General features: G+C 72.9%; 28 protein-coding genes and 2 pseudogenes. 11 read left to right on the top strand and 19 right to left on the bottom strand.

Features of this window, described 5'->3' with window-relative positions; genetic code table 11:
• Nucleotides 1-50: 50 nt before the first annotated feature.
• Nucleotides 51-674: a maleylpyruvate isomerase family mycothiol-dependent enzyme gene (locus AB0K15_RS45420; RefSeq protein WP_364066845.1), complete on the top strand. Its 624-nt coding sequence runs from the start codon at nucleotides 51-53 to the stop codon at nucleotides 672-674.
• Nucleotide 675: 1 nt separating this feature from the next.
• Here AB0K15_RS45420 and AB0K15_RS45415 read toward each other — a convergent pair whose 3' ends face one another.
• The 8 genes and pseudogenes from AB0K15_RS45415 to AB0K15_RS45380 form a co-directional block, all read right to left on the bottom strand.
• A complete protein-coding gene (locus AB0K15_RS45415) occupies nucleotides 676-1110 on the bottom strand; it encodes a hypothetical protein (protein WP_364066867.1) in 435 nt (144 codons plus the stop codon).
• A 197-nt stretch (nucleotides 1111-1307) separates the two neighbouring features.
• Nucleotides 1308-1664, bottom strand: a pseudogene (locus tag AB0K15_RS45410) (LD-carboxypeptidase); the annotation flags it as partial.
• Nucleotides 1665-1722: 58 nt separating this feature from the next.
• A complete protein-coding gene (locus tag AB0K15_RS45405; RefSeq protein WP_364066843.1) occupies nucleotides 1723-3504 on the bottom strand; it encodes a serine/threonine-protein kinase in 1782 nt (593 codons plus the stop codon).
• Nucleotides 3505-3688: 184 nt separating this feature from the next.
• Nucleotides 3689-3856: pseudogene (locus AB0K15_RS45400) on the bottom strand (alpha/beta fold hydrolase); the annotation flags it as partial.
• On the bottom strand, nucleotides 3853-4347 hold the full coding sequence (locus AB0K15_RS45395) for a hypothetical protein (RefSeq protein ID WP_364066841.1): 495 nt from the start codon (nucleotides 4345-4347) through the stop codon (nucleotides 3853-3855). The gene AB0K15_RS45395 and the pseudogene AB0K15_RS45400, both read right to left, overlap by 4 nt.
• Nucleotides 4344-4634: an alcohol dehydrogenase catalytic domain-containing protein gene (locus AB0K15_RS45390; RefSeq protein ID WP_364066839.1), complete on the bottom strand. Its 291-nt coding sequence runs from the start codon at nucleotides 4632-4634 to the stop codon at nucleotides 4344-4346. Before AB0K15_RS45390 ends, AB0K15_RS45395 begins: the two co-directional genes overlap by 4 nt.
• A complete protein-coding gene (locus AB0K15_RS45385) occupies nucleotides 4634-5098 on the bottom strand; it encodes a pyridoxamine 5'-phosphate oxidase family protein (protein WP_364066837.1) in 465 nt (154 codons plus the stop codon). The genes AB0K15_RS45390 and AB0K15_RS45385 overlap by 1 nt, the downstream gene beginning before the upstream one ends.
• Before the next feature lie 2 nt (nucleotides 5099-5100).
• A complete protein-coding gene (locus AB0K15_RS45380; protein WP_364066835.1) occupies nucleotides 5101-5595 on the bottom strand; it encodes a hypothetical protein in 495 nt (164 codons plus the stop codon).
• Nucleotides 5596-5722: 127 nt separating this feature from the next.
• Here AB0K15_RS45380 and AB0K15_RS45375 point away from each other — a divergent pair, with 127 nt between their 5' ends.
• On the top strand, nucleotides 5723-6148 hold the full coding sequence (locus AB0K15_RS45375) for a LysR family transcriptional regulator (protein WP_364066833.1): 426 nt from the start codon (nucleotides 5723-5725) through the stop codon (nucleotides 6146-6148).
• Between the two features lie 143 nt (nucleotides 6149-6291).
• On the opposite strand, the gene AB0K15_RS45370 is transcribed toward AB0K15_RS45375, so the two are convergent.
• From AB0K15_RS45370 to AB0K15_RS45360, 3 genes are read right to left on the bottom strand one after another with little or no spacing between them, the layout of a single operon-like run.
• Nucleotides 6292-7059: a glucose 1-dehydrogenase gene (locus AB0K15_RS45370; RefSeq protein WP_364066865.1), complete on the bottom strand. Its 768-nt coding sequence runs from the start codon at nucleotides 7057-7059 to the stop codon at nucleotides 6292-6294.
• A gap of 2 nt (nucleotides 7060-7061) precedes the next feature.
• Nucleotides 7062-8090 carry a phosphotransferase family protein gene (locus tag AB0K15_RS45365; protein ID WP_364066831.1) on the bottom strand — a complete coding sequence of 343 codons (1029 nt, stop codon included), beginning with the start codon at nucleotides 8088-8090 and terminating at the stop codon, nucleotides 7062-7064.
• Nucleotides 8087-9277, bottom strand: a complete 1191-nt coding sequence (locus tag AB0K15_RS45360) for an acyl-CoA dehydrogenase family protein (RefSeq protein ID WP_364066828.1) — start codon at nucleotides 9275-9277, stop codon at nucleotides 8087-8089. The genes AB0K15_RS45365 and AB0K15_RS45360 overlap by 4 nt, the downstream gene beginning before the upstream one ends.
• Nucleotides 9278-9410: 133 nt before the next feature.
• On the opposite strand from AB0K15_RS45360, the gene AB0K15_RS45355 reads away from it, so the two are divergent.
• Both AB0K15_RS45355 and AB0K15_RS45350 read left to right on the top strand, forming a co-directional pair.
• On the top strand, nucleotides 9411-9980 hold the full coding sequence (locus AB0K15_RS45355) for a TetR/AcrR family transcriptional regulator (protein ID WP_364066826.1): 570 nt from the start codon (nucleotides 9411-9413) through the stop codon (nucleotides 9978-9980).
• Between the two features lie 100 nt (nucleotides 9981-10080).
• Nucleotides 10081-10917, top strand: a complete 837-nt coding sequence (locus AB0K15_RS45350) for an amidohydrolase family protein (RefSeq protein ID WP_364066824.1) — start codon at nucleotides 10081-10083, stop codon at nucleotides 10915-10917.
• A gap of 157 nt (nucleotides 10918-11074) precedes the next feature.
• On the opposite strand, the gene AB0K15_RS45345 is transcribed toward AB0K15_RS45350, so the two are convergent.
• The 3 genes from AB0K15_RS45345 to AB0K15_RS45335 all read right to left on the bottom strand — a co-directional run bounded on the left by AB0K15_RS45345 (nucleotide 11075) and on the right by AB0K15_RS45335 (nucleotide 13802).
• A complete protein-coding gene (locus tag AB0K15_RS45345) occupies nucleotides 11075-11509 on the bottom strand; it encodes a hypothetical protein (RefSeq protein ID WP_364066822.1) in 435 nt (144 codons plus the stop codon).
• Nucleotides 11510-11889: 380 nt separating this feature from the next.
• The gene (locus AB0K15_RS45340) at nucleotides 11890-12783 is read right to left on the bottom strand and encodes an SMP-30/gluconolactonase/LRE family protein (protein WP_364066820.1); all 894 of its coding nucleotides are present in this window, start codon (nucleotides 12781-12783) and stop codon (nucleotides 11890-11892) included.
• Between the two features lie 29 nt (nucleotides 12784-12812).
• Nucleotides 12813-13802 carry an LLM class flavin-dependent oxidoreductase gene (locus AB0K15_RS45335; protein ID WP_364066818.1) on the bottom strand — a complete coding sequence of 330 codons (990 nt, stop codon included), beginning with the start codon at nucleotides 13800-13802 and terminating at the stop codon, nucleotides 12813-12815.
• A gap of 159 nt (nucleotides 13803-13961) precedes the next feature.
• Here AB0K15_RS45335 and AB0K15_RS45330 point away from each other — a divergent pair, with 159 nt between their 5' ends.
• Together AB0K15_RS45330 and AB0K15_RS45325 are read left to right on the top strand one after the other, a co-directional pair.
• Entirely contained in the window at nucleotides 13962-14609 is a 648-nt protein-coding gene (locus AB0K15_RS45330; protein WP_364066816.1) for a TetR/AcrR family transcriptional regulator, read from the top strand.
• A gap of 414 nt (nucleotides 14610-15023) precedes the next feature.
• Complete coding sequence (locus AB0K15_RS45325; protein ID WP_364066814.1) at nucleotides 15024-16208, top strand: glycosyltransferase 87 family protein; 1185 nt, start codon at nucleotides 15024-15026, stop codon at nucleotides 16206-16208.
• A 3-nt stretch (nucleotides 16209-16211) separates the two neighbouring features.
• Here AB0K15_RS45325 and AB0K15_RS45320 read toward each other — a convergent pair whose 3' ends face one another.
• A complete protein-coding gene (locus tag AB0K15_RS45320) occupies nucleotides 16212-17066 on the bottom strand; it encodes an SDR family NAD(P)-dependent oxidoreductase (RefSeq protein ID WP_364066812.1) in 855 nt (284 codons plus the stop codon).
• 100 nt (nucleotides 17067-17166) lie between these two features.
• On the opposite strand from AB0K15_RS45320, the gene AB0K15_RS45315 reads away from it, so the two are divergent.
• Nucleotides 17167-17823 carry a TetR family transcriptional regulator gene (locus tag AB0K15_RS45315; protein ID WP_364066810.1) on the top strand — a complete coding sequence of 219 codons (657 nt, stop codon included), beginning with the start codon at nucleotides 17167-17169 and terminating at the stop codon, nucleotides 17821-17823.
• A 23-nt stretch (nucleotides 17824-17846) separates the two neighbouring features.
• A complete protein-coding gene (locus AB0K15_RS45310) occupies nucleotides 17847-18329 on the top strand; it encodes a flavin reductase family protein (protein ID WP_364066808.1) in 483 nt (160 codons plus the stop codon).
• Here AB0K15_RS45310 and AB0K15_RS45305 read toward each other — a convergent pair.
• On the bottom strand, nucleotides 18290-19888 hold the full coding sequence (locus AB0K15_RS45305) for an FAD-dependent monooxygenase (protein WP_364066806.1): 1599 nt from the start codon (nucleotides 19886-19888) through the stop codon (nucleotides 18290-18292). The two genes, AB0K15_RS45310 and AB0K15_RS45305, sit on opposite strands and share 40 nt — an antisense overlap.
• A gap of 211 nt (nucleotides 19889-20099) precedes the next feature.
• Here AB0K15_RS45305 and AB0K15_RS45300 point away from each other — a divergent pair, with 211 nt between their 5' ends.
• The gene (locus AB0K15_RS45300; RefSeq protein WP_364066863.1) at nucleotides 20100-20525 is read left to right on the top strand and encodes a pyridoxamine 5'-phosphate oxidase family protein; all 426 of its coding nucleotides are present in this window, start codon (nucleotides 20100-20102) and stop codon (nucleotides 20523-20525) included.
• Nucleotides 20526-21130: 605 nt separating this feature from the next.
• Here the strand turns inward: AB0K15_RS45300 and AB0K15_RS45295 are convergent.
• Nucleotides 21131-21652 (bottom strand): hypothetical protein, encoded by a 522-nt coding sequence (locus tag AB0K15_RS45295; protein WP_364066804.1) that lies wholly within the window; start codon nucleotides 21650-21652, stop codon nucleotides 21131-21133.
• Nucleotides 21653-21677: 25 nt separating this feature from the next.
• Here AB0K15_RS45295 and AB0K15_RS45290 point away from each other — a divergent pair, with 25 nt between their 5' ends.
• Nucleotides 21678-21953, top strand: coding sequence for a hypothetical protein (locus AB0K15_RS45290; protein ID WP_364066802.1), 276 nt, complete (start codon nucleotides 21678-21680; stop codon nucleotides 21951-21953).
• A 71-nt stretch (nucleotides 21954-22024) separates the two neighbouring features.
• Here the strand turns inward: AB0K15_RS45290 and AB0K15_RS45285 are convergent, their stop codons facing one another.
• Both AB0K15_RS45285 and AB0K15_RS45280 read right to left on the bottom strand, forming a co-directional pair.
• Entirely contained in the window at nucleotides 22025-22438 is a 414-nt protein-coding gene (locus AB0K15_RS45285) for a hypothetical protein (protein ID WP_364066800.1), read from the bottom strand.
• 102 nt (nucleotides 22439-22540) lie between these two features.
• A complete protein-coding gene (locus tag AB0K15_RS45280; protein ID WP_364066798.1) occupies nucleotides 22541-23200 on the bottom strand; it encodes an NAD(P)H-binding protein in 660 nt (219 codons plus the stop codon).
• A 207-nt stretch (nucleotides 23201-23407) separates the two neighbouring features.
• Between AB0K15_RS45280 and AB0K15_RS45275 the strand changes: the two genes are divergently transcribed.
• Nucleotides 23408-24259 (top strand): NAD(P)-dependent oxidoreductase, encoded by an 852-nt coding sequence (locus tag AB0K15_RS45275; protein WP_364066796.1) that lies wholly within the window; start codon nucleotides 23408-23410, stop codon nucleotides 24257-24259.
• Nucleotides 24260-24364 lie beyond the last annotated feature (105 nt).

Raw genomic sequence — 24364 nt, 5'->3', positions numbered from 1 at the left:
GCGCGCCGCACGGTCGTCGCGGCGCGGGTGAGGCGGCTAGGGTCTCCGGCGTGGACGACCTGCCGGAGTTCCAGGCGCGTGAGCTCGCCGCGCTCGTCGAAGACCTGAGCGCGCTCGAGCCGCAGCAGTGGCGCTCCGCCACGTTGTGCGCCGACTGGGATGTCGAGGAGGTCGTGGCCCACCTCGGGGCGGCCGCGACGCTGTCGCGGTGGGCCTGGTTTCGCAGCATGATCGGAGCCCGGTTCGACGGGGATGTGCACAACCGGCGGCGGCTCGAAGAGTTCCGGGGCAGTACGCCGGAGGAGACGTTCGAGCGCTTTCGCCGGGTCGGACCCATCGCGACGCCGGTGAAACCGTCTCCGGCGGGGTTGGGCGAGGTGATCGTGCACGCGGAGGACATCCGTCTGCCGCTGGGGATCAAGCACGCACCGGACGCCGAGGGGCTGCTCGCGGTCGCCCGGTTCTTCGCCACCAAGAACTTCGCGGTGAACAGCAAGACCGTCGCCGCGGGCCTGGCCTTGCGGGCGACGGACGCCGGCTTCGCCGAAGGCACCGGGCCCGAGGTCGCCGGGCCGCTGCTTTCGCTGGTGATGGTGATGGCGGGCCGCCCGACGTTCCTGGCCCATCTCAGTGGTGACGGTGCGGCGGAGCTGCGCACCCGGCTGGGCGCCTGAGCTACGCGCGGACCGCCGGTTCGAGCAGCGACAGCGTCCGCTGCCGCGCGTCGAGGCCGGCGCGGAGGCCGACCGGCATCGGCAGGTTCGGGCCGGCGTGGCCGAACTCGACGTTGCCCAGGACCGGAATGGCGCGGTCGCCGAGGACGTCGAGGACGATTTCGCGCAGGGCCGGGGATTCCGGGGGCACCGCGAGTCCGTCGATCGCGTGCGGGACGCCGACGACCATGCCCGAGATCCGGTCGAGGACGCCGTGGTGGCGCAGGACGTGCAGATAGCTCCACACGTACGAGGCCAGGCTGCCCATTTCCTCCCAGTACAGCACCGCGCCGTCGAACCGGTCGAGCGGGAGCGCGAACGGTGTCGCCTGCGCAGCACGATGCGGTTGATCACCCCGCCGATCAGCCGGCCTTCGGCCCGCCCGGCGCGCCAGCACTCCCACGACGGGGTGGCGGGCAACGGGCCGATCGCTTCCGTACCGGTCAGCAGCTTCGCGTAGAGCCGCTCCAGCTCGGCTCTCCGCTGCGGGGGAGCGGCCTGCCAGTGCCCGCCGAGTCCGGGCGTGGCCAGGTCGGCATGGAACCCGACCAGGCCCGTGCGTGCGTGGAGCACCAGGTGCAGCAGCGAGATGTCGCTGTAGCCGAGGATCGGCTTGGGGTCGGCGGTGATCGCCTCGAAGTCGATCAGGTCGAGGTAACCGAGCACCGTCTGGCCGCCGTCGTGCGCGATGATCGCGCGCACCTCGGGATCACTCAGGAGAGTGTTGAACTCCGCGGCGATCTCCGCCGGCGCGGCCGCGCTCCACCACCGGTGCCGCCCCGATTCGAGCAACGGTGCCCGGCGCACGCGGAAGCCCATCCGTTCGAGCACGACCACCGCCTGGTCGAGGCCGCGCTCGTACGCGGCGTGGAGTGGTCCGGACAGTGACGCGATGACGACGAGATCACCGGGCCTCAGGGCGCGAGGTCGCAGCAGCGCGGGCCCGGTCACCGGTGCAGTATCCCGACGCCCGCGGCTCTTCGCGACGCATTTCCCCGAGCGTGGGACCTCAGGCTGACGGCAGTCGCGCGGCGACCACCGCGGCGATCGACTTCGCGGTGGCGCAGATGACGTCGAGCTTGCCCTTGTCGGCCTCGTCCGTGAGCTCCACCAGCACGACCTCGTCGCGTTGGGCCGGGGTGCCCTTCACCGTCGGGAGGGCCGGGGTGTAGGTGCGGTAGACGACGGTGACGTCGCAAACGTCGCCGTCGTCGTCGTCGTGCGGATCGACGTACGCCGGCCGCCCGCCGACGGTCGTGGGGGTCTGGCCGTCGCGCGGGTCGGTGGCCAGCGGCCATTGGCGGTCGTAGTAGAGGTCCACCGACTCCGCGTCCTCGCCCCAGGAGCAGGCCCAGTCCGCGAAGTACCGGTCGGCCGGGTGGTCCGGGCCGACGACGCGGCGGAGGGTGGCGTCGTCGACGAGGGTGCAGGCGTCGACGAGCGCCAGGGAAGCCGGCGCGAACGGCTGGGCGCGGCGGGCGAGGGGGCCGCGGACCACGCGTGTGTAGGCGTCGCCGACCACGGCGTCGGACATGGCGCACAGCTGTGGGGAGTCGCCGCCGTCGGCGCGGACGGTGCTGACGGTGACGAGCCGCAGGTCGGGCAGGACGAAGTAGCGTCGGCACCGGCCGGGGTCGGCGTTCGGGCGCTGGATGTCGCCGAGGCGGCCGCGGACCGGCGGCACCTGCGGGTATTCCTCCGGCGCGGCCAGCTCCAGGCTCGTGACGATCGTGCTGCCGTCGGCCAGGGTGGTGTCGAGGTCGCAGCGGGCGAACGTGCCGAGGTTGGGTTCGAGGAAGACTTTGCCGTACGGGGCCAGTGAGTTCACCGTCAGCAGCGAGCACGGGTCGGCGGTGCGGGGATCGCCGACGAGATCCGACGTCGCGTTCGCGGACGGCGGCTCGCTGCGCGTGAAGACGAGGAAACCGGCCACCAGAAGGACAACGGCGCCGAGCACTCCGGCGGCGACGAACTTCAGCCGGCGCGGGCGGCGTCGGCGGGGCAGCTGCGCAGTCGGGGCACCGCGGAGCAGGGCTTCGGCGTCGGCGGCGGTGGGCCGGTTCGCGGGCTGCCGGTCGAGCATCGCCGTCAGCGGGCGGGCGAGCGAGCCGGCGTTGCGCGCGGTCTCCACCTTGCCGTCGGCCGCCCGTCGCAACTGCGCGAACGGCCCGTTCTCGCCGCTGCCCCAAGGGGAAACGCCTTCGACGGCGGCGAACAGCGTCGCGCCGAGCGAGAAGACGTCCGCGGCGGGCCCGGCGGCGTAGCCGTTCGCCACCTCCGGCGCGAGGTAGCCCGCGGTGCCGCCGACGCTGGCGCTGCCGGTGAGCGTGACCTCGTCCCAGCGGGAGATGCCGAGGTCGGCGAGCTTGGCCGTGCCGTCTTCGGTGACCAGGACGTTGCCGGGCGTGATGTCGCGGTGCACCATGTCGCGCGCGTGCATCGCGACCAGCGCGGACGCGATCTGCGCCCCGATGGCCGCGGCCCGCTCCGGTTCCAGGACGCCGTCGGTGCGGACGACCTCCTCCAGGCTGCGGGCCGGCAGGTACTCCATGACCAGCCACCGGTCGTCGCCGTCGGCGACGGAGTCGAACACCGCCACGACGTGCTGGTGGTGCAGCGACGCGCCCAGCCGGGCCTCCCGCCGGATCTGCCCGCCGTCGCCGTCGAGCGACCGCTTGAGCGCGACCGTCCGCCGCAGCTCCAGATCCGTCGCGCGCCAGACGACACCCATCCCGCCGGCGCCGAGGCGCTCCTCCAGCCGATAACGCCCGGCGATCACCTGCGCAGACACGCGCACAGTGTAGGGGCTGGGCGGTCGCCGGTTGACGGTATTCCGGTGCTTGCCCCCGCGCTGAGCGGAGCGTGACAGTCGCGGGGGTGCCAGGGATGGGTCGGCTGAACACGACCTCCGCGTCGAGGAACCGGCGCAGGTGAGCCAGGAACGGCTTCGGGTACTGGAACTGCGACGCGTGGCCCGCGTCCGGGTAGATGATCAGCTGCGAGTTCGGGATGTGCTTCGCCAGGAGGTGCGAGTTGACCGTCGGCAGCATGATGTCGTGGTCGCCGTTGACGACCAGGGTGGGCTGGGTGATGGCCTGCAGGGCGGCGTCGCGGTTGGCTTCGGGCCACTGGGCCCAGCTCACCACGGCCTGCTGCTGGCGCTCGCCGACGGCGGGGGTGGCCTCTGGGTCGTAGTCGGTGGTGCGGGTGGGTCGGAGGTGATGGTGGCGAGGTGGCCGCCGTCGCGGACCGCGGTGAGGGCGAGGGCGGCTTGGCCGGGGACGGCGTTGACCGCGCAGTCGATGCCGAGCTCGCGGGCGGTTTCCGGCCACGAAGGGTCCGAAGAGGACAGCACCCGAGCGGCTCCCGCGGCGGTCAGGGCTTCGGCCCCGGACGGGCTGCCGGTGGCGATCACGCGGGCGCAGTAGTGCGCGCCCAGCGCGACGAGCACGCGGCCGGTCACGCCGCCCGCGCCGTGCACGAGCAGCGTCTGTCCGTTCGCCGATCCGACGGCGTAGCGCAGGGCCTGGTCGGCGGTGAGGGCCGGGACGGCGAACGCGGCGGCCGTGGCGAAGTCCACCTCGGCCGGGAGCACGGCGACCTCCGCGGCCCCGGCCAGGACCGTTCGGCTCACGCGCCCTGCGCCCGCAGCGGCGCGGAGTGGACGGCGACGCGGTCGCCGACGGCGAAGTCCCGCACCGCGCCGCCCACGTCGGCCACGATCCCGGCGGCTTCCACGCCCAGGGCCGGCGGAGGCTGTTTGCCCAGGTCCCAGGCGCCGGTCCGGGCGATGTCGTCCCAGTTCCCGACGTCGGCCGCGCGCACGGTGACCACGGCCGCGTCCGGCCCCGGGCTCGCCGGTGCGCCGAGATCGAGGGGCCGGACGGCGCCGCCGAAGCGGTCGATCCCGGCTGCGCGCATCAGTCGGGGTACTCGGCGTTGTAGCGGGCTTTCCACTCCGGGACGAGCGTTTCCTCGGTCGCGCCGCCGAAGGTGTAGGCGGGGGAGAGGATCGGGTGGACCTCGTCGACGTGGATGAGCACGGCGTGGTGGAACGGGTAGCCCGGGCCGTTGGCGGCCAGCAGCCAGTCGGCGAGCCACGTGTGCACGGGGTCGCCCGGCGGGAGGATCTCGCCGGTGCCCCGGAAGCGGTAGCCGCGGCGGCGGAAGAAATCGATCGAGTTCACCTCGACCCGCGGATCGTGCCGCAGGTTCTCGACGGTGCCCGGCGAGGCCATGTCCATGAAGGCCAGGTGCTCGTCGTCGTACACGCTCACGGAGCCCTTGGGGGACAGGTTCGGCGCGCCGTCGGGGCGGACGGTGGCCACAAAGGACAGCTTCGCGCCGGCCACCACGCGGCGCATGTCGTCGTCGATGACGGTCACGGTTACCTCTTTTCGGATGCGGTCGCGACAAGCCGGTCGAGGCTGAACGCGAACGTGCGGACGGGCGCGAGGGCCACGAGCAAGGCCGCGGCGCAGGCGCTGAAGACCGACGCGCTCAACGGCGCTTCCCCGCCGAGGAACAGCGCCATGGACAACGCGAACACGAGCTGCAGGGCCGTCGCCGCCCAGGCCGACCACCGCACGGCGACCCCGGCGAGCAGCGTGAGGCCCACAGTGAGCTCCGCGACGGTCGCCGCCCACGCGGCGACGCCGGCCAGGCCGTCGGGCAAGTAGGGCACGAGCTGGTGCGTGTACGCCGTGAAGGCCGCGAAGCCGCCCCACGCCACGTTGCCGGTGTGCAGCGGGCCCCAGAGACCGAAGCGGTCGGCCACCGCGGAGAGGAAACCGGCGGACAGCGCCAGCCGTGCGAACACGGTCGCGACCGGCCACGCGCGCAAGGGCACCGCGGTGGTTTCCACCTCGTCCGGCACCGACATCAGGTCTCCTCCTCCGGCGAGGGCCGACCGTCCGGGTCCGTCCTCCCCACGCGAACACCCTCGAGGCTAGGTCCCCGGACGCCGTGAAGGGAAAGACCGACCGCGGCGGATTGAGTACTTTCGAGTTGTGGATCTTGAAGCACGGCACGTGCGCTACGTGGTCGCGGTGGCGGACACGCTCAACTTCTCCCGCGCCGCCGAGCGGCTGCACGTGTCGCAGCCGGCGTTGTCCGCGCGGGTCAAGGCGATCGAGCGGCACCTCGGCGTCGCGCCGTTCCGCCGGACCACCCGCTCGGTCGTGTGCACGGACGCCGGGGCACGGTTCGTCGAGCGCGCCCGCGAGATCCTGGGGCTCCTGGGGAAAGCGGAACGCGAGGCCCGGCAGGCGGCGTACGGGCGGGTGCTGCCGGTCGGCTTCTACGGTGTCGCGGCCGGAGACCTGACCGCCGAGACCATCGACCGCTTCCGGGAGCGCAGCCCTGGCGACCCCGGCGCGGTCCGGCGCACGGCCGATCCGGTCTGGGCCGAGTTCTGGTCCGGCCGGCCGCGCTGAAACCGCGGCTGATCGAGGTCGGCGACGTGGACGAGGAGCTGCAAGCGGTCGCCGCCGGTCGCGCGATCACGTTGACCGCGGTCGTCGCCGCGACCCGTGACGTCCTCGCCGGGCGCCGTGCCGCGAACTGATCCGCCGCCGGCTCAGTGGCCGGACATGCCCCCGTCCACCGCGAGAGTCGTGCCGGTGACGTACGACGACGCGTCGCTCGCCAGGAACACCACGGCCGCGTCCAGCTCGTGCTGCTTGCCCAGCCGCCCGAGCGGGCTGTGCTGCTTGACGAACGGCAGGAGCACGTCGTCGGGGATGTCCTCGGTCATCTCGCTGGCGAAGTAGCCCGGCGCGATGGCGTTGACGCGGATGCCGCGCCGGCCCGACCACTGCTGGGCGAGGTCGCGGGTCAGCCCGAGGACGCCGGCCTTGCTTGCCGCGTAGGCCGCCTGCGGCGCGTAGGACTTGATGAGCGCGAGCACGCTGCTGATGTTCACGATGCTCGACCCGGCTTCCATCACGCGCCCGCACGCCTGCGCGGCCCAGTAGACGCCGTTGAGGTTCACGTCGACGACCCGGCGGAACTCCTCGGGCGTCTCGTGCAGGGCCGGCACAGCGGTGCCGACACCGGCGTTGTTCACGAGCACGTCGATGCGCCCGAACTCGGCGAGGGCGGCCTGCACGAGGCCATCACAGCCGACCGGATCAGAGACGTCGGCGGCCACCACGGCGGCGCGCCGGCCCCGGTCGCGGACGCTCGCGGCGACCTCGGCCAGGCGGTCGGTGCGGCGGGCGGCGAGGACGACGTCCGTGCCGGCTTCGGCCAGCGCGCGGGCGAACCCCGCGCCCAGCCCCGAGCTGGCGCCGGTGACGACGGCGACCTTGCCGTCGAGGCGGAACAGATCGAGCACCCCGGCCACGGTCACCCCCGGCCGATCCGCGCGGCGGCGCGCAGCCCGGCGGCGGCGAGCGGGCCGACGGCACGGCCCACGGACTCGAAACCGGAGCCGCGCGTCAGGCCCTGCCGGTAACGCGCGTGGATGCCCTCGGCGATCACGGCGATCTTGAAGTAGCCGAGTGCGAGGTAGAAGTCGAGCCGGCCGAGGTCACGGCCGCTGATCTCGGCGTAGCGCTGCGCGAGGTCACCCACCGCGGGCAGCCGGCCGCTCGTGGACGCGGCGGCGCCGGCGAGCACGGGTGCGAACGCGGGGTCCGAGTAGACCAGGTGCAGGCCGAGGTCGGCGAGCGGATCGCCCAGCGTCGCCATCTCCCAGTCCACGACCGCGCGGGCCGTCGCCGGGTCGTCCGGGGCGAGGATGATGTTGTCGATGCGGTAGTCGCCGTGCACGATCGACGCGCCGCTCTCGGCCGGGCAGGTTTCGGCCAGCCGCTCGTGCAGCGCCTCGATGTCGGGCAACGGGCGGGTCTGAACCCGTAACCACTGGTCGTGCCAGCGGCGGACCTGGCGGCCCAGGTAGCCCTCGGGCCGGCCGAAGTCGCCGAGCCCGACCGCGTTCGGGTCGACGGCGTGCAGGCGGGCCAGCACGTCGACGAGGCCTTCGGCGCAACGCCGGACGTCGTCGTCGGTCAGCGCGTTCAGCTGTTCCGTGGTCCGGATGACGACGCCGTCGACGTGCTCCACCACCGAGAACGGCACCCCGAGCACGTCTTCGCCGCCCAGCACCACGGCGCGGGCGACGGGCACGTCGCTGTCGCGCAACGCCGCCACGACGCGGTATTCGCGGCCCATGTCGTGGGCCGAGGGCGTGAGCCCGCCCAGCGGCGGGCGGCGCAGCACCCAGCGGCTGCGGCCGTCGGTGAGCACATAGGTGAGGTTGGACCGGCCGCCCTGCAGCATTTCCGCGCTCAGCCGCCCGCCGAAGCCGGGGACCTCGGCGGCGAAGAACGCCTCGAGCGCCTTCAGATCGAGGCCGTCCACCGCGGACGTCATCGCGCCGCCTTCGACTGGCGGCGCAGCACGCGGCGCGCGATGGCCCAGCGGTGGGTCTCCGACGGGCCGTCGTAGATGCGGAACGGGCGGACCTCCCGCAGGAACCGGCCGAGCAGCACGTCGCCGGAGATGCCGAGCGAGCCGCAGATCTGCACCGCGCGGTCGACCACGCGCCAGATGGCCTCGGCGCAGAACGTCTTCGCGATCGCCGTCTCCTGCGACGCGTGCCCGCCCCGGTCGAGCTCCCAGCAGGCCTGCAGGATGAGTCCGCGCGACGCGGCGATGTCGATCTCGTTGTCGGCGATCATCTGCTGCACCATGCCCAGGTCGCCGAGGCGGGAGCCGAACAGCTCACGTTCGGCCGCCCGGGCGACGGCGATGTCCTGGGCGCGGCGGGCGATGCCGAGCCAGCGCATGCAGTGCGTCATCCGCGCCGGGCCGAGGCGGACCTGCGCGTAGCGGAAGCCTTCGTCGGCCTCGCCGAGCACCGCGTCCTCGGGCACGACGCAGCCGTCGAAGTCGAGCTCGATGTGGCCGCCGAAGAGGCTCTCGTCGAGCGTGTCGATGTGCCGGACCACCTTCATGCCGGGGTTGTCCGCGTCGACGAGGAACATCGTCGCGCCGCCGGTGTGGCCGGGCTCGCCGGACGTGCGGGCCATGCAGATCGTGAACCCGGCGCCCTCGGCCCCGGTGATGAACCACTTGCGGCCGGTGATGCGCCAGCCGTCCTCGACGCGTTCGGCCCGCGTGGCCAGTGCGCCCGGATCGGACCCGGCGCCCGGGGCGGGCTCCGTCATCGCGAAGCAGGAGCGGATCTCGCCGGTCGCGAGCGGCCGCAGGTAGCGCTCCTTCTGCTCTTCGTTCGCGATCGCCTCGAGCATGTGCATGTTGCCCTCGTCGGGCGCGGCGATGTTCAGCGCGAGCGGGCCGAGCAGCGAGTAGCCGGCCTCCTCGAACACGGCGGCGCGGCCGCGCATGTCGAGACCGTGGCCGCCGTACTCGGCGCTCACGTGCGGGGCGAAGACGCCCGCGTCCTTCGCGGCCTGCTGCAGCTGCCGGCGGACGTCGTCGGAATGGATTACGCCCCTGTGCTCTTCTTCGACGGGGATCACCACGTCGCGGACGAACTTCGCGGTGCGCTCGGCGAGGTCGGCGACCTCCGGCCCGGGCGAGAGGTCGACGGCCACGGCGCTCTCCCATCGGCTAATGACTATTAGCCGATGACTATAGGCGGGTTCTCCTGCTGTGTCACAGTGCGGTGGCGTCAGTCACCCTGGTGGCGGCGCGTCGGCTATCCTGCGTTAGCCGAAAGGAGGTCGCGTGGACCGGTCCGGCCACATCCGTGAGGCCGCGCTCGAGCTGTTCACCCGCAAGGGGTTCGAGAGCACCACCATGGGTGACATCGGCGCCGCCGTGGGAATCCGCGGCCCCAGCCTGTACAAGCACGTGGCCGCCAAGCAGGACCTGCTGGTGGCGATCATGGTCACGACCATGGAGGACCTGCTCACCGCCCACCGCGCCGCCGTCACCGGCGTCGCCGACCCCGTCGAACGCCTCCGCCGCGCCACCGAGGCCCACGTCCGCTACCACGCCCGGCACCGGCTGGAGGCCTTCGTCGGCACCCGCGAGATCCGCAGCCTCGCCGAGCCGCACCTGACCCGCGTCCTCGCCCTGCGCACCGAGTACGAGGCCTGTTTCCGCGCGGTCGTCCAGTCCGGCGTCGACGCGGGCGTGTTCCAGGTGGACTCCGTCCGCCTGGCCTCGTACGCGGTCCTCGACCTGGGCATGGGCGTCGCGGTCTGGTACCGCGCCGACGGCGAGCAATCCGAGGACGCGCTGGTGTGGCAGTACAGCCGGTTCGCGCTCCGGCTGGTGGGGGTCACGGCGTAGTTCTGTCCCGTGACGTCGCCGACGCCGTTCGTGGCGCCTCCGCTTCCCGTGGTAGAACCGGCTGGTCGTTCACCGGAACCCGACTGGCAGGATCGCGCGGATGATCGTCGACGCTCACGTGCACCTGGCGCGGCTCCCGACGTTGAAGCTCGGCTGGGACACCTGGCTCAGCCCCGCGTCGGACCGGGCGGAGGTGGAGTACGTGTACGGGCCGGACGGCGCGATCGTCCCGGAGCGGATCGACGCGCTGTTCGCCGCCGGCGGGGTGGACCGCGCGCTGCTGTTCACCGAGCACAGCCCGCGGGTCACGGGCATCCAGCCGCCCGAGGACCTGCTCCCGGTGCTCGAGTACAACCCGACGCGGTTCCGCCTGGTGGCCAACGTCAACCCGCACCTGCACTATCCGGTCGTGACCGAGCTGCGGCGGCAGCTCGACCTGGGCGCGGTCGCCCTGAAGATCCACCCGGTCCACGGGAACTTCGCGCCGAACGACCGGGAGCTCTACCCGGCGTACGCCGAATGCGAGCAACGCGGGATCCCGGTGATCACGCACACCGGCCCCAGCTCGTTCCCCGGCGCGAGCGGCCGCCGCGGCGACCCGGTGCTGATGGACGACGTGCTGCGCGACTTCCCGGACCTCACCGTCGTCCTCGCGCACGGCGGGCGCGGCTGGAGCTACGAGGTCGCCGGCTTCATGGCGCTGGCCCGGCCGAACGTCTGGCTCGATATCGCCGGCCTGCCGCCGCGCAAGCTGCCGCAGTACTACGACCGGTTCGACCTCGACCGCATCGCGGCGAAGTGGATCTTCGGCACGGACTGGCCCGCGTCCCCCGGCACCGGCGTCAACCTCAAGGCCGTCGCCGGCCTCGGGCTCGAGCCGAGCGTGCTCGAGGCGGTGCTCGGCGGCAACGCCGAACGCGTCTACCGGCTGACGTGACCGGCCGGCCGCAGGCGCTGACGTTCGTCAGCGCCGAGCCCCGGCGCGACGTCCGGTACGCCCAGCCCGTGGATCCAGGTCCGGCAGGTCACGCACATCGCCGCTTCGCTGCCGCGCGCACGGTCGACCACCCGCCCCTGGTGAACCGGGGTGACGATCAGGCGCGGACGAGGCTGTCGCGCAGGTAGGCGGCCAGCCGGATCCGCAGCCCGCGCAGGTCGGCCAGCGCGATGGTGAAGCTGTACACGGGCCGGTAGCCGACGACCTCGGACGCCTCGCCGCACGGCCCGCTCAAGTACACGAACCCGTCCTCGTCGTCGCGGTGCGGCTCGGCCCACAGCTGCTCCGGGCCGCGAGCGGTGCCGCGGTAGGCCCGCCAGAACAGCGGCGTCTTCATGATCTCGCCCAGCGCCGCCGCGAACCCCGCGACGTCGTGCTCGGGCAGGCCGAGGCCGCGCCCGTCCCAGGTCCGCGGCAGCGCGCGCGCCGCGGTGTGGTCCTCGACCAGCGGCGTGCACGCGAACACCGCGATGTCCTGGCACAGCCGGACCGTCCACCGCCGCATGTCCGCGGTCACCGGAATCTGGAACATCCCTCGCCCACCCTCCTCCCCCAGGAGAATCGTCCATCGTAGACCGCCGCGACCCGCGGGGAAAAGTCTTCCATCAGGCGATGATCGGGATGATCCGTGATCAAGAGCACGTGGGGTGCGACGAGGTACACCCGCGGTGCGGTGGGGCTGGTCAAAGGCACCTGGTCGCGCCCGGATGACCGACGCCCCGGAGCGGGCTCTCTGGAGTTCACCGTCCCGGGGTCGATCCAGCGCACCCAGGTCCACTGCTCTGCCGGGGGAGCCAGTTGCGCCGCACCAAGCTCACGCGGCTGCAGGCACCTTACCGAGCCGGGGAAACGCCGGAACCGTTGCCCACCAGCGTGTTCTCCGGCCAGGCGTGGCGGGAAATCCCTGACCGGTCAGGGGAGCCCCGCGTGGGGCACCTCCACCCGGGCCGCGGCCAAGCGGCCTTCGCGGGCGTTCTTCCGCGCGTGCTCGTCGAAGTCGGGCGCGGTGCACAGGTAGAGGGTGCGGCCGTCGGCGCCGCCCAGCATGCAGGCGAACACGCCGGTGCCCGTGGGGATCTCGTCGGTGATCTCGCCGCCCTCGCGCACGCGGATCACGCGGGCCCCCACGGCGTCGGCGATCCAGAGGGCACCCTCGGCGTCGAGGCAGCAGCCGTCGGCGCCGACGACCACCTGGGCGATCGCGGCCGGGAGGTCCTCGCCCGCCGGCACGTCACCGAACTGCGCCCAGATCCGGCGGTTGGTCAGCGACCCGTCACCGGCGACGTCGAACGCCGTGACGCGGTTGCCGAAGGTCTCGTTGACCAGGAGCACGCCGTCGCCGGTGAGCACGCTTCCGTTGGGGAACCACAGGTCCCGCGCGACGGTGGTGACGGTGCCGTCCGGGTCGGCGCGCAGCAGCGACGCGGATTCGAGCGGGGCTCCACCCATGAGGTCGAAGCCGAACTCGCCGACGAACGCGCGGCCGCGGGCGTCGACGACCATGTCGTTGGGGTGGCCCTTGACGTGGCCCGACAGGTCGGCGTGGGGCACGAGCGTGCCGTCCGGCTCGCGGCGCAGCAGCAGGCGGTCGCGCATCGACACGACCAGCAGCCGCCCGTCGGGCAGCCAGCCCAGGCCCGACGGCTGGTGCGGGACCTCGGCTTCCGTGCGCAGGTCGGTGCCGTCCTCGGCGGCCGAGCACACACGGTAGGTGTAGAAATCGGCGAACCAGATGCGGTTCTCGTGCCAGCGCGGGCACTCCAGGTAGGACAGTCCTTCTAGGATGGTGGTCGTCTCGCGGTTCATGATTCCCCTGTGGACGGTGTGGGTTCGGGTCAGCCGGCAGCGGCGTCGAGGAAACGCTCGAGCTCGCGTTCGAGGTCGGGACCGCACGGCTGGAAAACGATCTCGGTGACCCCGCGCGAGGCGTAGTCGTCGATCTTGCGGCGGACCTCGTCGCGGGTCCCGCTCAGTGTCACCTCGCGCAGTGTGGCGTCGCCGCCCGCCTGCCAGGCGGCGCCGTCGGCTTCGTTGAGGTCGACGCAGTGTCCTGAGTGGATGGTGAGGTGGCGGTGTTCCTCGGGTGTCTTTTCCACCACCTCGAGCCATTCCGCTCCGCCGGGCAGGGCGCGCACCGCGTCGGGGCCGCCGAATTCGTAGGCGCCGTGGAAGGACAACGCCCAGCCCGGGCCGGCGGCCGAGCGCGCGTGGGCGGAGTCGGTGGGCTCGCCCTCGTCGAGCACCGTCCCCCACTCGAGGAACGCGACCCAGGGGTGGTCTTTCATGAACTCGGGCGTCTGCAGCGTGGCGAACAGGCCGTCGCCGAGCTCGCTCGCGACCTTGTTGCCCTTGGGGCCGAGCGCGCCGACGAGGATCGGCACGTCGACGGGCCGGGCGGGCGCGTGGCCGTCGGGGTGCAGCATCCGCATCCGCGCCCCTTCCCACTCCACGGTTTCGCCGCGTAGCAGCCCGCGGTACGCGCGGAGGTAGGACTCCATGAACGCCCAGCGCACGGCGCCGTATCCCATCGCGCGGCGGCCGGAGAAGCCGGTGCCGAACGCGACCGCCACGCGGCCGGGGGCGAGCGCGGCGAGGGTCGCGGTGGCGGCGGCGTTGACCATCGGGTGGCGCAGACTCGGCACGAGCACGCCCGGGCCGAGGCCGATGCGCTCGGTGCGATCGGCGGCCAGCGCGAGGGTCATCCACACGTCGGGGCTTTGCTGGGGCGTGTCGTACACCCACGCCCGGTGGTAGCCGAGTCGCTCGGCGAGTGCGATTTTTTCCGGAGAGTCCAGGGCGGTGGGGAACGCGCAGGACACGTCCACGGTGTCCTCCTCCCGATCGACGGCGGATCGCGGCAGAACGTCTACCTGGGACAATGACTAAGCGCATAGTCATAATCGCTGGTGGTGTGGGACGATACACACACCCGTGGGGCGGAGCAAGGGCCTGCCCGGCAGCGCTTCCGACGGAAAGGACCCCCGATGAGCGCCCAGCGATCCGCGCTCCCCGACCTGGCGGACGACTCGCCCGACCTCTGGGACGCCGGCTTCGGCAAAGCCGCGCGCGGCCTGCTCACCGGCGGCGTGCGCTGCTTCGCCGCCCAGGGCTTCCACGCCACCACGACCCGGGACATCACGGCCGCGGCCGGCCTTTCGCCCGCCGCGCTGTACGTGCACTTCAGCTCCAAGGAGGAGGTGCTGTTCGAGATCACCCGCGCCGGGCACAAAAGTTCGCTCGACGCGCTGAACCGCGTCCCGCCCGGCGCCGACCCCTCCGAGCACCTGCGCGCCCTCGTCGCCGCCTTCGTCTCGTGGCACGCCCGCCACCACGTCGCCGCGCGCGTCAGCCAGTACGAACTGGGCGCCCTGACACCCGAGCACTACGAAGTGATCGTCGGCCTGCGCCGCCGGTCCACCTCCGTCTTCCACGACGCCCTCACTCACGGCACCACCACCGGCGCCTTCCCCGACGTCGACGCGCACCGGGTCGTGCGCGCGATCCTCTCGCTGGGCGTCGACCTGGTCCGCTGGTACCGGCTGGACGGCGCGGATTCGCCTGAGGAGCTGGGGGAGTACTACGCCGATCTGGCGCTGGGGATGGTGTCGGCGGCGGCACGTCGGAGCAGCTGATCCGGAGTGGTCCGGACCGGGGTGCGTCGCGTGGTCCGGTGTGAACGACTCGAGTGGCCGGCTCGGGGCTCGCGGGCAGGTTTCGGCCGGGCGGCGAGTCCCGCAACGGTGAGGGGCGGCCGCTTCCCGAGCCGGGCTGGTAGCCGCCGGTGTGCGTCGGGCGCGGGGGCGACCATCGGCTCGTGGGTGACCCGGCTCGACGCGGCCGATTCGCTGGGGCGGCCCGTGGTTGCGGCGCCGGTCGAGCCCCGGGGCATGGTGTGCACCACCGCCCGGGCGAAGGTGTGGCGGGTTCGGCCCAGCGGCTTCCGGGGGTGACGAACCGCCCCCGACTCGGTGAAACGATCACGCGCCGTGGATGATCACGGGGTGATCACGTTCCGAGGCCCTGGGGGGCACGCGACACCGGCCGGAGTGCTGAGACACCTGTTCGACGAGGCGGCCGTTCGCCGGGGGGCCGTGGCGGCGTTGGTGGCCGCGGCGGTCGTCTTCGTGGCGGGCGTGCTCGCGCTCGTGTGCACGCTGTGGCCGGTGGATCTGGAGGTCTACCGCTTCGGCGCGCAGGCGCTGGCGCACGGCCGCGACCTCTACGGCCCGCTGCCGCCGACCCGGTCGGGCATGACCCTGCCGTTCATCTACCCGCCGTTCGCCGCGATCCTGTTCCTCGTGCCGGCCGCGGTGCCCACGCCGGTGGCGGCGATGCTGATGCTGGCGATTTCGCTGACCGCCCTGGGTGTCACGGTTTACGTCGTCGTGCGGCCGCGCGCCGGGAGGCGGACGGCGGTGCTGGCTGCGGTCGTGGTCGGGGCGGCGTCGCTGGCGTTCGAGCCGGTGCGCGAGACGCTGTGGTTCGGGCAGGTCAACCTCGTGCTCATGGCGCTGGTCGTGATCGACTGCCTGGGGCCGAAAACCCGCTTGCCGCGCGGGGTGCTGGTGGGCCTGGCCGCGGCGGTGAAGATCACGCCGGCCGGGTTTCTGCTGTTCTTCTTGCTGAGGAGGGACTTCCGCGCGCTCGGCACCGCGCTCGTCACGTTCGTCGCCGCCGGCGCGGTTGGTTTTGTGGTGGCCCCGAAGGCTTCCGCGGCCTATTGGTTCGGCGGCGGGCTGACCGGCGCGTCGGGCATGAGCGGCTCGATCTTCGCCACCAACCAGACCATCCAGGGCGCCGTCCACCGCTTCGGCCTCCCCGCGACGCCCACGCTCGTCCTGGTCGCCGTGGGGACCCTGGGCGCCGTGCTCCTCGCGGTGGCGGCCATGCGCCGGGCCGACGAACCGGTCGCCTTCCTCCTCAACGCCGCCGCGGTCCTCGTGTGCTCACCCATCTCGTGGTCGCACCACTGGGTCTGGATCGTCCCCGCCACGATCGTGCTGGCCGCCCGCGCCACGACCGGCCGCGCGGTGGCCGGCCTGGCGGCCGTGATCGCGATCTTCATCGTCGCGCCGCATTCGCTGTTGCCCCGCAACGACTTCCGCGAGCTGTCGTGGGGGCCGCTGGACCACGTGATCGGCAACAGCTACCTGTTGGTGGCACTGGGTTTCCTCGTGTGGCAGTTCGTCACGCGCCACCGTCGGGTGCTCCCCGCGCCGTTGCTGCCGTAGGCGCTACCCGGCGAGGCCGATGTACGCCTCCGAAGCCGCGTAGACCTTCTTGCCGTCGAGGTCCGCGGACAGCTTCGGCGCGACGAAGTCCCGGGCCCACTGCGCGGTCTGGAACCGCAGCGGCGGGTTGTCCCGGCCGAGCAGGTCGAGGATCTGCGGGCCGACCTCCTCGACCGCCTGCACGCCGCCCGTGTTGCCGATGACCCGGGACAGGAAGTCCCACGGCTCGGGGTAGGGGCTGTTCTCCACCGCGTCGTGGGGCAGCAGCTTCTCGAAGCGCCGCGGGGCCATCACGTCGGTGGCCACCGGCCCGGGTTCCACGATCGTGGTCCGCACGCCGTGGCGCGCGACGACCGGAGCGAGCGACTCGACGGCTCCTTCGAGTGCGAACTTCGAAGCCGCGTACGCGTCGTTGTAGGGCGCGCCGACCAGCCCGTTGGCGCTGGTCGTGACGATCAGCCGGCCCCGGCTCGCGCGCAGGTGCGGCAGCGCGGCCTTGATGACGGCGAGGTTGCCGAAGAAGTTCGTTTCGAGGACGAAGCGGAAGCCTTCCATGGTGATCTGCTCCGCCGTGCCGAGGGCGAAGATGCCGCCGGCCTGGGAGACCACGGCGTCGAGGTGGCCGTGGGTGCGGGCCACGTCGTCGATCAGGGCGGCGACGGCGGGGTGGTCGGTGATCTCGAGGAACCGGATGTCGAGCGCGACGCCGCGCGCCTTCGCGTCCTCGGCGAGTCCGGCCATGCGCTGCTCGTCGCGCCCGGTGGCCACGACGGTGTATCCGGCCGCCGCGGCGTCGAGCGCGATCGTGCGGCCCATCCCGGACGTGGTGCCGGTGACGAGGAGAACCTTGCTGGTCATGGGAGCCTCCCGCTGTTTGCGCACACCTTGTGCGTTACATGGAAGCTAGCCTCGCCGTGCTCGTCCTGTCAACGCGCACGTCGTGCGTTATGCTGCGCGGGTGACTTCCTTCCAGCGCGCGCGTTCGCCCGAGAGCAAGCGCCGGCGTGCGGAAGCCCTGGTGGAGGCGGCGCGCACGCTCGCGCGGGAGCGGGGCGTCGCGTCCGTCACGCTGACGGCCATCGCCGATCAGGTCGGCGTGCACCATTCGGCGATGCGCCGCTACTTCCCCTCGCACAAGCACGTGCTGCTGCGCCTCGCGGCGGAGGGCTGGGCGAGCTGGGCGGCCGCGGTCGCCGAGGAGCTTCGCGGCCGCACGGTCTCGCCGGAGGACCTGGCGGAAGTGCTCGTCGAGTGCCTCGCCGCCGATCCGCTGCTGTGCGACCTGTTCGCCAACGTCCCGCTGCACCTGGAGCACGACGTCGACGTCGACCACGTCGTGGAGTTCAAGCGGACCAGCCGAGAGGCGATCGACGTCCTGACGGCGGCGATCGGCGCCGCGACGCCTTCCCTCGCCGCCGCGGCGATCGACGTCGTCACCGCGGCCAACGCCCTCGCCGCCACGCTGTGGCAGGTCACCCATCCCGGGGCCGAGCTCGCGGCGGCGTACCGGGCGGACGCGTCGTTGTCGCTCGTCGGCCCCGGTGACTTCGCCCCGACGCTGACCCGGCTGCTGGCCGCGACGTGCGCCGGCCTCGCCGCCGCGCCCCTGCGCTGACTGTCCGCCCGAGGAGGAGAGCCGTGGCCGAGGAACAGTTCGACCGGTGGGCGGGACAGCTCGACTACCCGATGTACGTCGTGACGTGTCACGACGGTGAGCGGCCGGCCGGCTGCCTGGTGGGGTTCGCGGCGCAGTGCAGCATCTCGCCGCCGCGGTTCATGGTGTGGCTGTCGAAGGAGAACCACACCGCGGAGGTCGCGGCGGGCGTGGGGGAGCTCGCCGTGCACCGGCTGACGCGGGACGCGGAGGAGCCCGCCCGGCTGTTCGGTTCGCGCAGCGGCTTCGACGTCGACAAGTTCTCCTTGTGTGCCTGGCATTCCGGGCCGCGTGGTCTTCCGCTGCTCGACGGTTGCCCCGACTGGTTCGCCGGCGAAGTCCTGTCGCGCCACGACACCGGCGACCACATCGGGTACCTGCTGAGCCCGTTCGCCGCCGCGACGAGTGGTGGCCGGCAGCTCGGGTTTCAGGATGTGCGGGACCTGCCACCGGGCAACGAAGCCTGAGCGCCGTGCATCAGGAGCTGTGCGTATCCGGACAGCTTTCCGGGAGTTCCCTCACGGGTGATGAGGCCGAGGTAACCATCGGGGCGGACGAGGGCGAGGCCGTGGTCGCCGGTGCCGTAGCGGTCGGTGAACGAGCCGTCCGGGTCCTGGAGGCCGCCGGGCCCGAGGGGGGAGACGGTGCCGAGCCCGGCCAGGGCCGCGCGGAACTCGTCGAGGACCGCCGGGTCCCGGACGCTCGTGAGGAGCAGGTGGCCGGGCCGGCGGAGCAGCTCGTCGAGTGAGGTCGGCGTGCCGTCGGCGGTGCGCAGGCCGGGCAGGTCGGGCGCGTGGTCGCCGGGATGCGGGTGCCGTCGTGAGGTCGCGCGGCCGGTGACGATGGGGCTGCCGCGGTAGTGGACGTCGACCTCGGCGATGCCGGAGAGCAGCTCCTCCCGCACGGGCGGGAGGTGCCCGACCAGGAACAACGCGAGGTTGCGCAGCGCGCGTTCGGGGCCGTTGACCGTCATCACGTCGGTCATGCGCGTCGTCTGCTTGACCACGGACGCGCCGACCCGGTGGCGTTCGGCGTGGTAGGAATCGAGCAGCCCGGGATCGGCGCGGCCGGTGGTGACCAGGGCGAGCTTCCACGCGAGGTTGACCGCGTCCTGGATGCCGGTGTTCATGCCCTGACCGCCCGCGGGGCTGTGGATGTGCGCGGCGTCGCCGGCCAGCAGCACGCGGCCGTGCCGGTAGCGGGGCACTTGGCCGTGGTGGATCTCGAAGTACGTGAGCCAGTGGGCGTCCGTCACGTGCCAGGCGCCGCCCGCGCGCTGGTCGACGAGCTGTTGCGTCTCGGCGATCGTCGGCACCGCGCCGGGCGCCGGGCGGTCGACTTCGAACAACAGCCGCGTGCGGCCCCCGGGCATCGGGAACACGCCGCCGATGCCGTCGGGGTGCGCGAACATTCGCACGGTGTCGGGTGAGCGTTCGGACTCGGCGGCGACGTCGGCGAACAGAAAATGTTGCCCTTCGAACACGCCCTCGATCCGGGTGCCGACGGCCGTGCGCGTGGTGCTGTGCCCGCCGTCGGCGCCGACCACCCAGGCGTAGCGGGACCGGTCGCGCCCGGCCGCGGAGGTGAAGGTGGCCGTGACGCCCGTCGAGTCCTGCTGGAGGGTCTCCAGGGTCACGCCGCGTTCGACCCGCACGCCCAGGTTGGCCGTGAGTTCGGCGAGCAGTGCCTCGGTCCGTGGCTGGGCGAGGTCGAGGATGCGGTGGTAGCGAGTGGCGAGGTGCTCGGTGTCCAGCCGCACGGTGGGCTGCTTCGGGTCGTGGCCGGCGTAGATCTCCAGCGCGGTCACGGCGGACGCCTCGCGTTCCATCCGCGGGAGGACGCCCATGGCGGCCAGGTGTTCCTGCGTGCGCGGGTGCACGACGACCGCGCGGGACTGCGTGGTGGGCTCGGCGAGCCGGTCGACCACCCGCACGCGCGCGCCCTGGCGCACCAGCTCGGCGGCGGCGGTCAGGCCCACCGGTCCGGCTCCCACGACCAGCACGGTGTCCTGCCCGGACGCGGTCACGGTGCGAGCGTCAGGTCGCGGTCGTCTGTTTCGGCGAGTGTCATTTTCCCCGTTCCTCTCGGCGTTACGAAAGGGTTACCCCAGTTCAGTCGCCGGGGCTTTCATGAGCGTTACACGGGTTGTCTCGATCGGCCGGAATTATCAGTCCACAGTGGACTTCAGGATACGGTTCGGCGGTTTTCGTCGGACCACCGGCGTAGCCTCCGTAGTCATGGTGTTGACAGCGGAAATACGCGAACAGTTCCTGGCCGAGCCGCACGTCGGCGCGTTGTCGGTGGTCGAACGCCCCGACCGCGCCCCGCTCGTCGTGCCCATCTGGTACCAGTACACGCCGGGCGGCGATCTGTGGATCCGCACACCCCCGGGCGCGCGCAAAGCCCGCGCGATCGACGCGACGGGGCGCTTCACCCTGATGGTGCAACGGATCTCGCCCACCGTCCGCTACGTCTCGGTGGAAGGCCCGGTCACCGGAACCGGGCCCAGCACCGACGACCGCACGCGGGAAATGGTGTCGCGGTACCTGCCGCCGGAGAAAGTCGCGCCCTTCCTGGACTTCGAGCGAACCCACCTCGGGGAGCACATCGTCATTTCGATGCGGCCGGAACACTGGCTGTCCTCCGATCTGGGATCGATCTGATTTCGCCGCGCCCCTCGATTGCGGAACCGTTTCCCCCAGGGGGGAACGAGCTCGGCGAACGACAGTGGGCGGCGGATGACGACGTCGGACAAGGACGGACCTACGAATTCCGGCGCTCCCGGCGAGGATTTGCCGCACCCGGCCGCTCCTGACGCACGGACTCCACCGTCGGGCTTTCCGCCGGGCCCGTCTGTCGGCGGGCTGCACTTCGACGTCGAACGCCCGGGCGGTTCGACGTCGGGGTCCGGCGGCGGCCAACAGGGTGCCCGGCCACGGGGACCGGCGTTTTCGCCCGGCGGCGCGGTGGATCCACGTGAGGAACCGAGGCCGCGGCCGCGGAATCAGGGCCGGCCGGGCAGTCCTCCGCCGGGGCCCGCGTTCGTCGAGAACGCTCCGACGCGATACGGCGGGCAGCCGCCGGGACCGGCGTTCGCGCAGCACGCGTCGTGGGATCAGCCGCCCACGTGGGAGGTGCCGCGGCGCGTGGGGTGGTCCTCCGCCGGGGCCGCCGCTCGAGCCGGACGTGTACGACGCGGCGGGCAGGGGCGGGCGGTCGAACGTCCCCGGCCCCTCGACGACGTGCGCGAGCCGGGGTGGCGGCGGTGCTAGGCGAAGTAGCCCCCGAGGACGCGGTAGAGCGGCGTCTGCAGAGCCGCCGGCACCAGCCCGCGCACCGCGTGGCCAGCAGCCCCACGACGGCCGCCCACCCCGCGTCCACGCCTCAACGCCCCGATCCGCCCCGGCGCGGGCGCCACGGCGAACCCGAACCCACGACGTTGATCAGGCTCGGCAGGATCCACCCGACCAGCAACGCCCGGGCATGGCCGGGCTGGCTGTTCCGCCGGCGGCGCCGGAGGCAGGTCGCGCGGATGCACCTGTTGCGCAATCGCGTGGACGCGGTGGCGTTGGCCCGCCGGAAAAGTCAGCTGCCCGCGGAGGACCGGGCGACGCTGGCGAAGTTCCGGGCGCACCAGGTCCTCGGGCCCCACCTCGAGCGCGACCTGCGCAAGGGCCCGGTCTGGCACGCGCTGCTCGCCGAGCGCCTGCACCGCTACTCGCTCGACGAGCGGCAGGTCGTCGTCACGCGGTTCGGCAACGCGATCCGGCGGTTCGAGGAGTACGGCCACCACCGCTACCGGCTGCGTTTCGCAGGTGCTGTGGCACGAGCTGAACGCCGTGGTGCCCGACCCCGTCCGGAAGCAGGTGGAGGACGGGCGCACGAACGCCGACTTCGTCGTGAGCCTGCTCTGCGGCCACGTGCTCGTCGCGGTGGCCGCCGCCGTCGACCTCGTCGCGGGGCGGGCGGGCCTGCCGTGGGTGACGGGCGGGGCGCTGGCGGGCCTGCTGATGCCGGCGGTCGTCTGGTACCGGGTCGCCGTGGTCGCCACGGACGAGTGGGCCGGCGCCGTCCGCGCGGCTGGCGGATAAACGCGAAATGTGGCGGGCGGCCGCCGACTACGTCGGCAGGGGGCCGGCCGACGCGCTCGACCCGTACCGGGCTAAGCCGCAGTAGCCGCGCGCCGGTCGCGCAGCACGGCCAGGAGGATCGCGGCCAGGCCGAGGAGTGCCACCAGGGCGTTGGCGGTGGTGAGCACGACGGCCTGCCACATCACCGGCGGGTGCGTGTCGACCAGGTGGAAGAAGAAGTGCGGCACGGCGAAGAGGGAGAAGGCCCCGGCGGCGGGCACGACGTAGTGCGTCCTCGGCTTGACCAGCGCGATGCCGAGCACCAGTGCGACGGCCAGCGTCGCGCCGCCGAAGTCGCGCGCGAAGTGTTCGCTGAACGGCGGGTTCAGGTCCACCGTCGGGAACGTGGTGTAGAAGCTTTCGGGGAACAGCTGGTTCCAGCCGCCGACGACGAGCTCGTCGAGGAACGGGACCACCAGGGCCGCCCGGATGGCGAGGGTGTTCATGGGAGTCCTTTCAGGACAGTCGGTTCGCGACGCGGCGCAGGTACTCGGCGAACGTGCGCTGGCCCCGGGCGTAGTCTTCGCGCGGCAGCAGCGCGCCGCCCGTCATGGCCTTGCCGACCGCGCCCGGCAGGCGCACCGGCAGCACGATCTTGCGGGACCCGCGGGCCTTGACCAGCCGGCGGGCCATGTCGGCCATCTGGAGCCGCTCGGGCCCGGCGAGCGGCCGCACGTAGCCGTCGGGCTCCTGCCCGACCCGCGCGCCAGCGCGCTCGCGACCTCGTCGGCCGAGACGGGCTGGGTCAGTTCCTGCGGCACCACCACGAACGGCCCGCGGGCACCGTCCACAAGGGGCTCCGGGAACTCGTGGAACTGGGTGGCCCGCAGGATCGTCCACGGCAGCGGGCCGGTGCGCACGAGCTCTTCCTGCTTGCGCTTGCCGAAGTAGTAGCCGAGGTCGACGTCGTCCACGCCGACTATCGAGAGCGTGATCACGTGCCGCGCCCCGGCCGTCGCGGCGGCGTCCAGGAGGTTGCGCGTGGCGGCGGCGAAGAACCCGACCGCGGGCTTCCTGCGCACCGACAGGACGTTGGTGACGTCGACGACTTCTTCGCAGCCGTCGAGCTTCCCGCCGAGCCCGGCGCCGGTCGTCAGGTCGACGCCACGCGAACGCGCCAGCACCACCGGCTCGTGCCCGGCCGCGGTCAGCTTCCGCACCACCAGCGCGCCGATCAGCCCGGTCCCGCCGGCGACAGCCACTCGCATCGGTCTTGCCCCATTTCTCTTCGGGTGTGGATCACTGGCCAGACCGCGCAGGTCCGGCGAACGTGACAGGCCGGCGTGTGATCCACACCTCCGGGTGCCGTGAACCGGTCCAGCGGGGCGAGGGCGAAGTGGGCTACCGGTCCGGCGCGGGCGCGGGTTGACTGGATCTCGCCCGAGTTGTCCCCACGAGATCGTTGAGAGGGAAAGATGCGGATCTTCCTCGCCGGTGCGTCCGGCGTCGTCGGGCGCCGGGTGGTGCCGGCGCTGCTCGGGGAGGGCCACGAGGTGGTCGGGCTGGCGCGCGGCGCGGCCTCGGCCGACCGGATCACCGCGCTCGGCGCGACGGCCGTGCTCGGCGACGTGTACGACGCGCCCGCCCTGGCCGAGATCGTCCGCGCCGCCGCGCCGGACGTCGTGATGCACCAGCTGACCGACCTCGGGTCGGGCGACCGCGCCGCGAACGCCCGTGTGCGCACGGTCGGCACGCGCAACCTCGTCGACGCGGCGAAGGCCGCCGGGGTGCGGCGGATCGTCGCGCAGAGCATCTCGTGGGCCTACGAGCCCGGCGCCGCGCCCGCGACGGAGGACACCCCGCTCGACCTGGGCGGCGCCCCCGGCCGGCTCGGGTCGGTGTCGGGCGTCGCCCGCCTGGAGACGGCGGTGTCGGAGCTGCCCGAATGGGTGGTCCTGCGCTACGGCACCCTCTACGGCCCAGGCACCTGGTACACCGCCGGCGCTCTCATGGCCCAGCTCGCCGAGGCCGGCAACCTCCCGGCCACCGCGGACGTCACCAGCTTCCTCCACATCGACGACGCCGCCTCGGCCGCCGTCGCCGCCCTCACCTGGCCCACCGGCCCGGTCAACATCTGCGACGACGAGCCCGCCGCGGGCCACGAGTGGGTCCCGGCCTTCTGCGCCGCCGTCGGCGCGCCGCCCCCAGCCCGGACCGACGGCGAACGCACGCCGTGGGCCAGGGGCGCCGACAACACGCACGCTCGGAAAGACCTGGGCTGGCTCCCGAGCCGGCCTTCGTGGCGCGAGGGTTTCACGCTGGGCTGACCGCCGGGGCGGCGAACGGCGGGGGCGGGAGGGCTTCGACTCGGACTGGGGGTGGCCAGCGCGGCGCAGGTGCGGCTCGGCGTGAGCCGTCGGGCCGGCGGGCCC

The sequence above is a fragment of the Amycolatopsis sp. NPDC049253 genome (genome assembly GCF_040678995.1).
GTDB lineage: Bacteria > Actinomycetota > Actinomycetes > Mycobacteriales > Pseudonocardiaceae > Amycolatopsis.
This window is presented reverse-complemented; position numbering and strand designations above follow the sequence as displayed.

Excerpts from the sequence above, each read along its gene's own strand:
- AB0K15_RS45320 (WP_364066812.1), bottom strand. The coding sequence starts at position 17,066 with ATGACCAGCAAGGTTCTCCTCGTCACCGGCACCACGTCCGGGATGGGC.
- AB0K15_RS45345 (WP_364066822.1), bottom strand. The coding sequence starts at position 11,509 with ATGTTCCAGATTCCGGTGACCGCGGACATGCGGCGGTGGACGGTCCGG.
- AB0K15_RS45340 (WP_364066820.1), bottom strand. The coding sequence starts at position 12,783 with ATGAACCGCGAGACGACCACCATCCTAGAAGGACTGTCCTACCTGGAG.
- AB0K15_RS45380 (WP_364066835.1), bottom strand. The coding sequence starts at position 5,595 with ATGTCGGTGCCGGACGAGGTGGAAACCACCGCGGTGCCCTTGCGCGCG.
- AB0K15_RS45285 (WP_364066800.1), bottom strand. The coding sequence starts at position 22,438 with ATGAACACCCTCGCCATCCGGGCGGCCCTGGTGGTCCCGTTCCTCGAC.
- AB0K15_RS45350 (WP_364066824.1), top strand. The coding sequence starts at position 10,081 with ATGATCGTCGACGCTCACGTGCACCTGGCGCGGCTCCCGACGTTGAAG.
- AB0K15_RS45300 (WP_364066863.1), top strand. The coding sequence starts at position 20,100 with ATGGTGTTGACAGCGGAAATACGCGAACAGTTCCTGGCCGAGCCGCAC.
- AB0K15_RS45365 (WP_364066831.1), bottom strand. The coding sequence starts at position 8,090 with ATGACGTCCGCGGTGGACGGCCTCGATCTGAAGGCGCTCGAGGCGTTC.
- AB0K15_RS45330 (WP_364066816.1), top strand. The coding sequence starts at position 13,962 with ATGAGCGCCCAGCGATCCGCGCTCCCCGACCTGGCGGACGACTCGCCC.
- AB0K15_RS45390 (WP_364066839.1), bottom strand. The coding sequence starts at position 4,634 with ATGCGCGCAGCCGGGATCGACCGCTTCGGCGGCGCCGTCCGGCCCCTC.
- AB0K15_RS45275 (WP_364066796.1), top strand. The coding sequence starts at position 23,408 with ATGCGGATCTTCCTCGCCGGTGCGTCCGGCGTCGTCGGGCGCCGGGTG.
- AB0K15_RS45280 (WP_364066798.1), bottom strand. The coding sequence starts at position 23,200 with ATGCGAGTGGCTGTCGCCGGCGGGACCGGGCTGATCGGCGCGCTGGTG.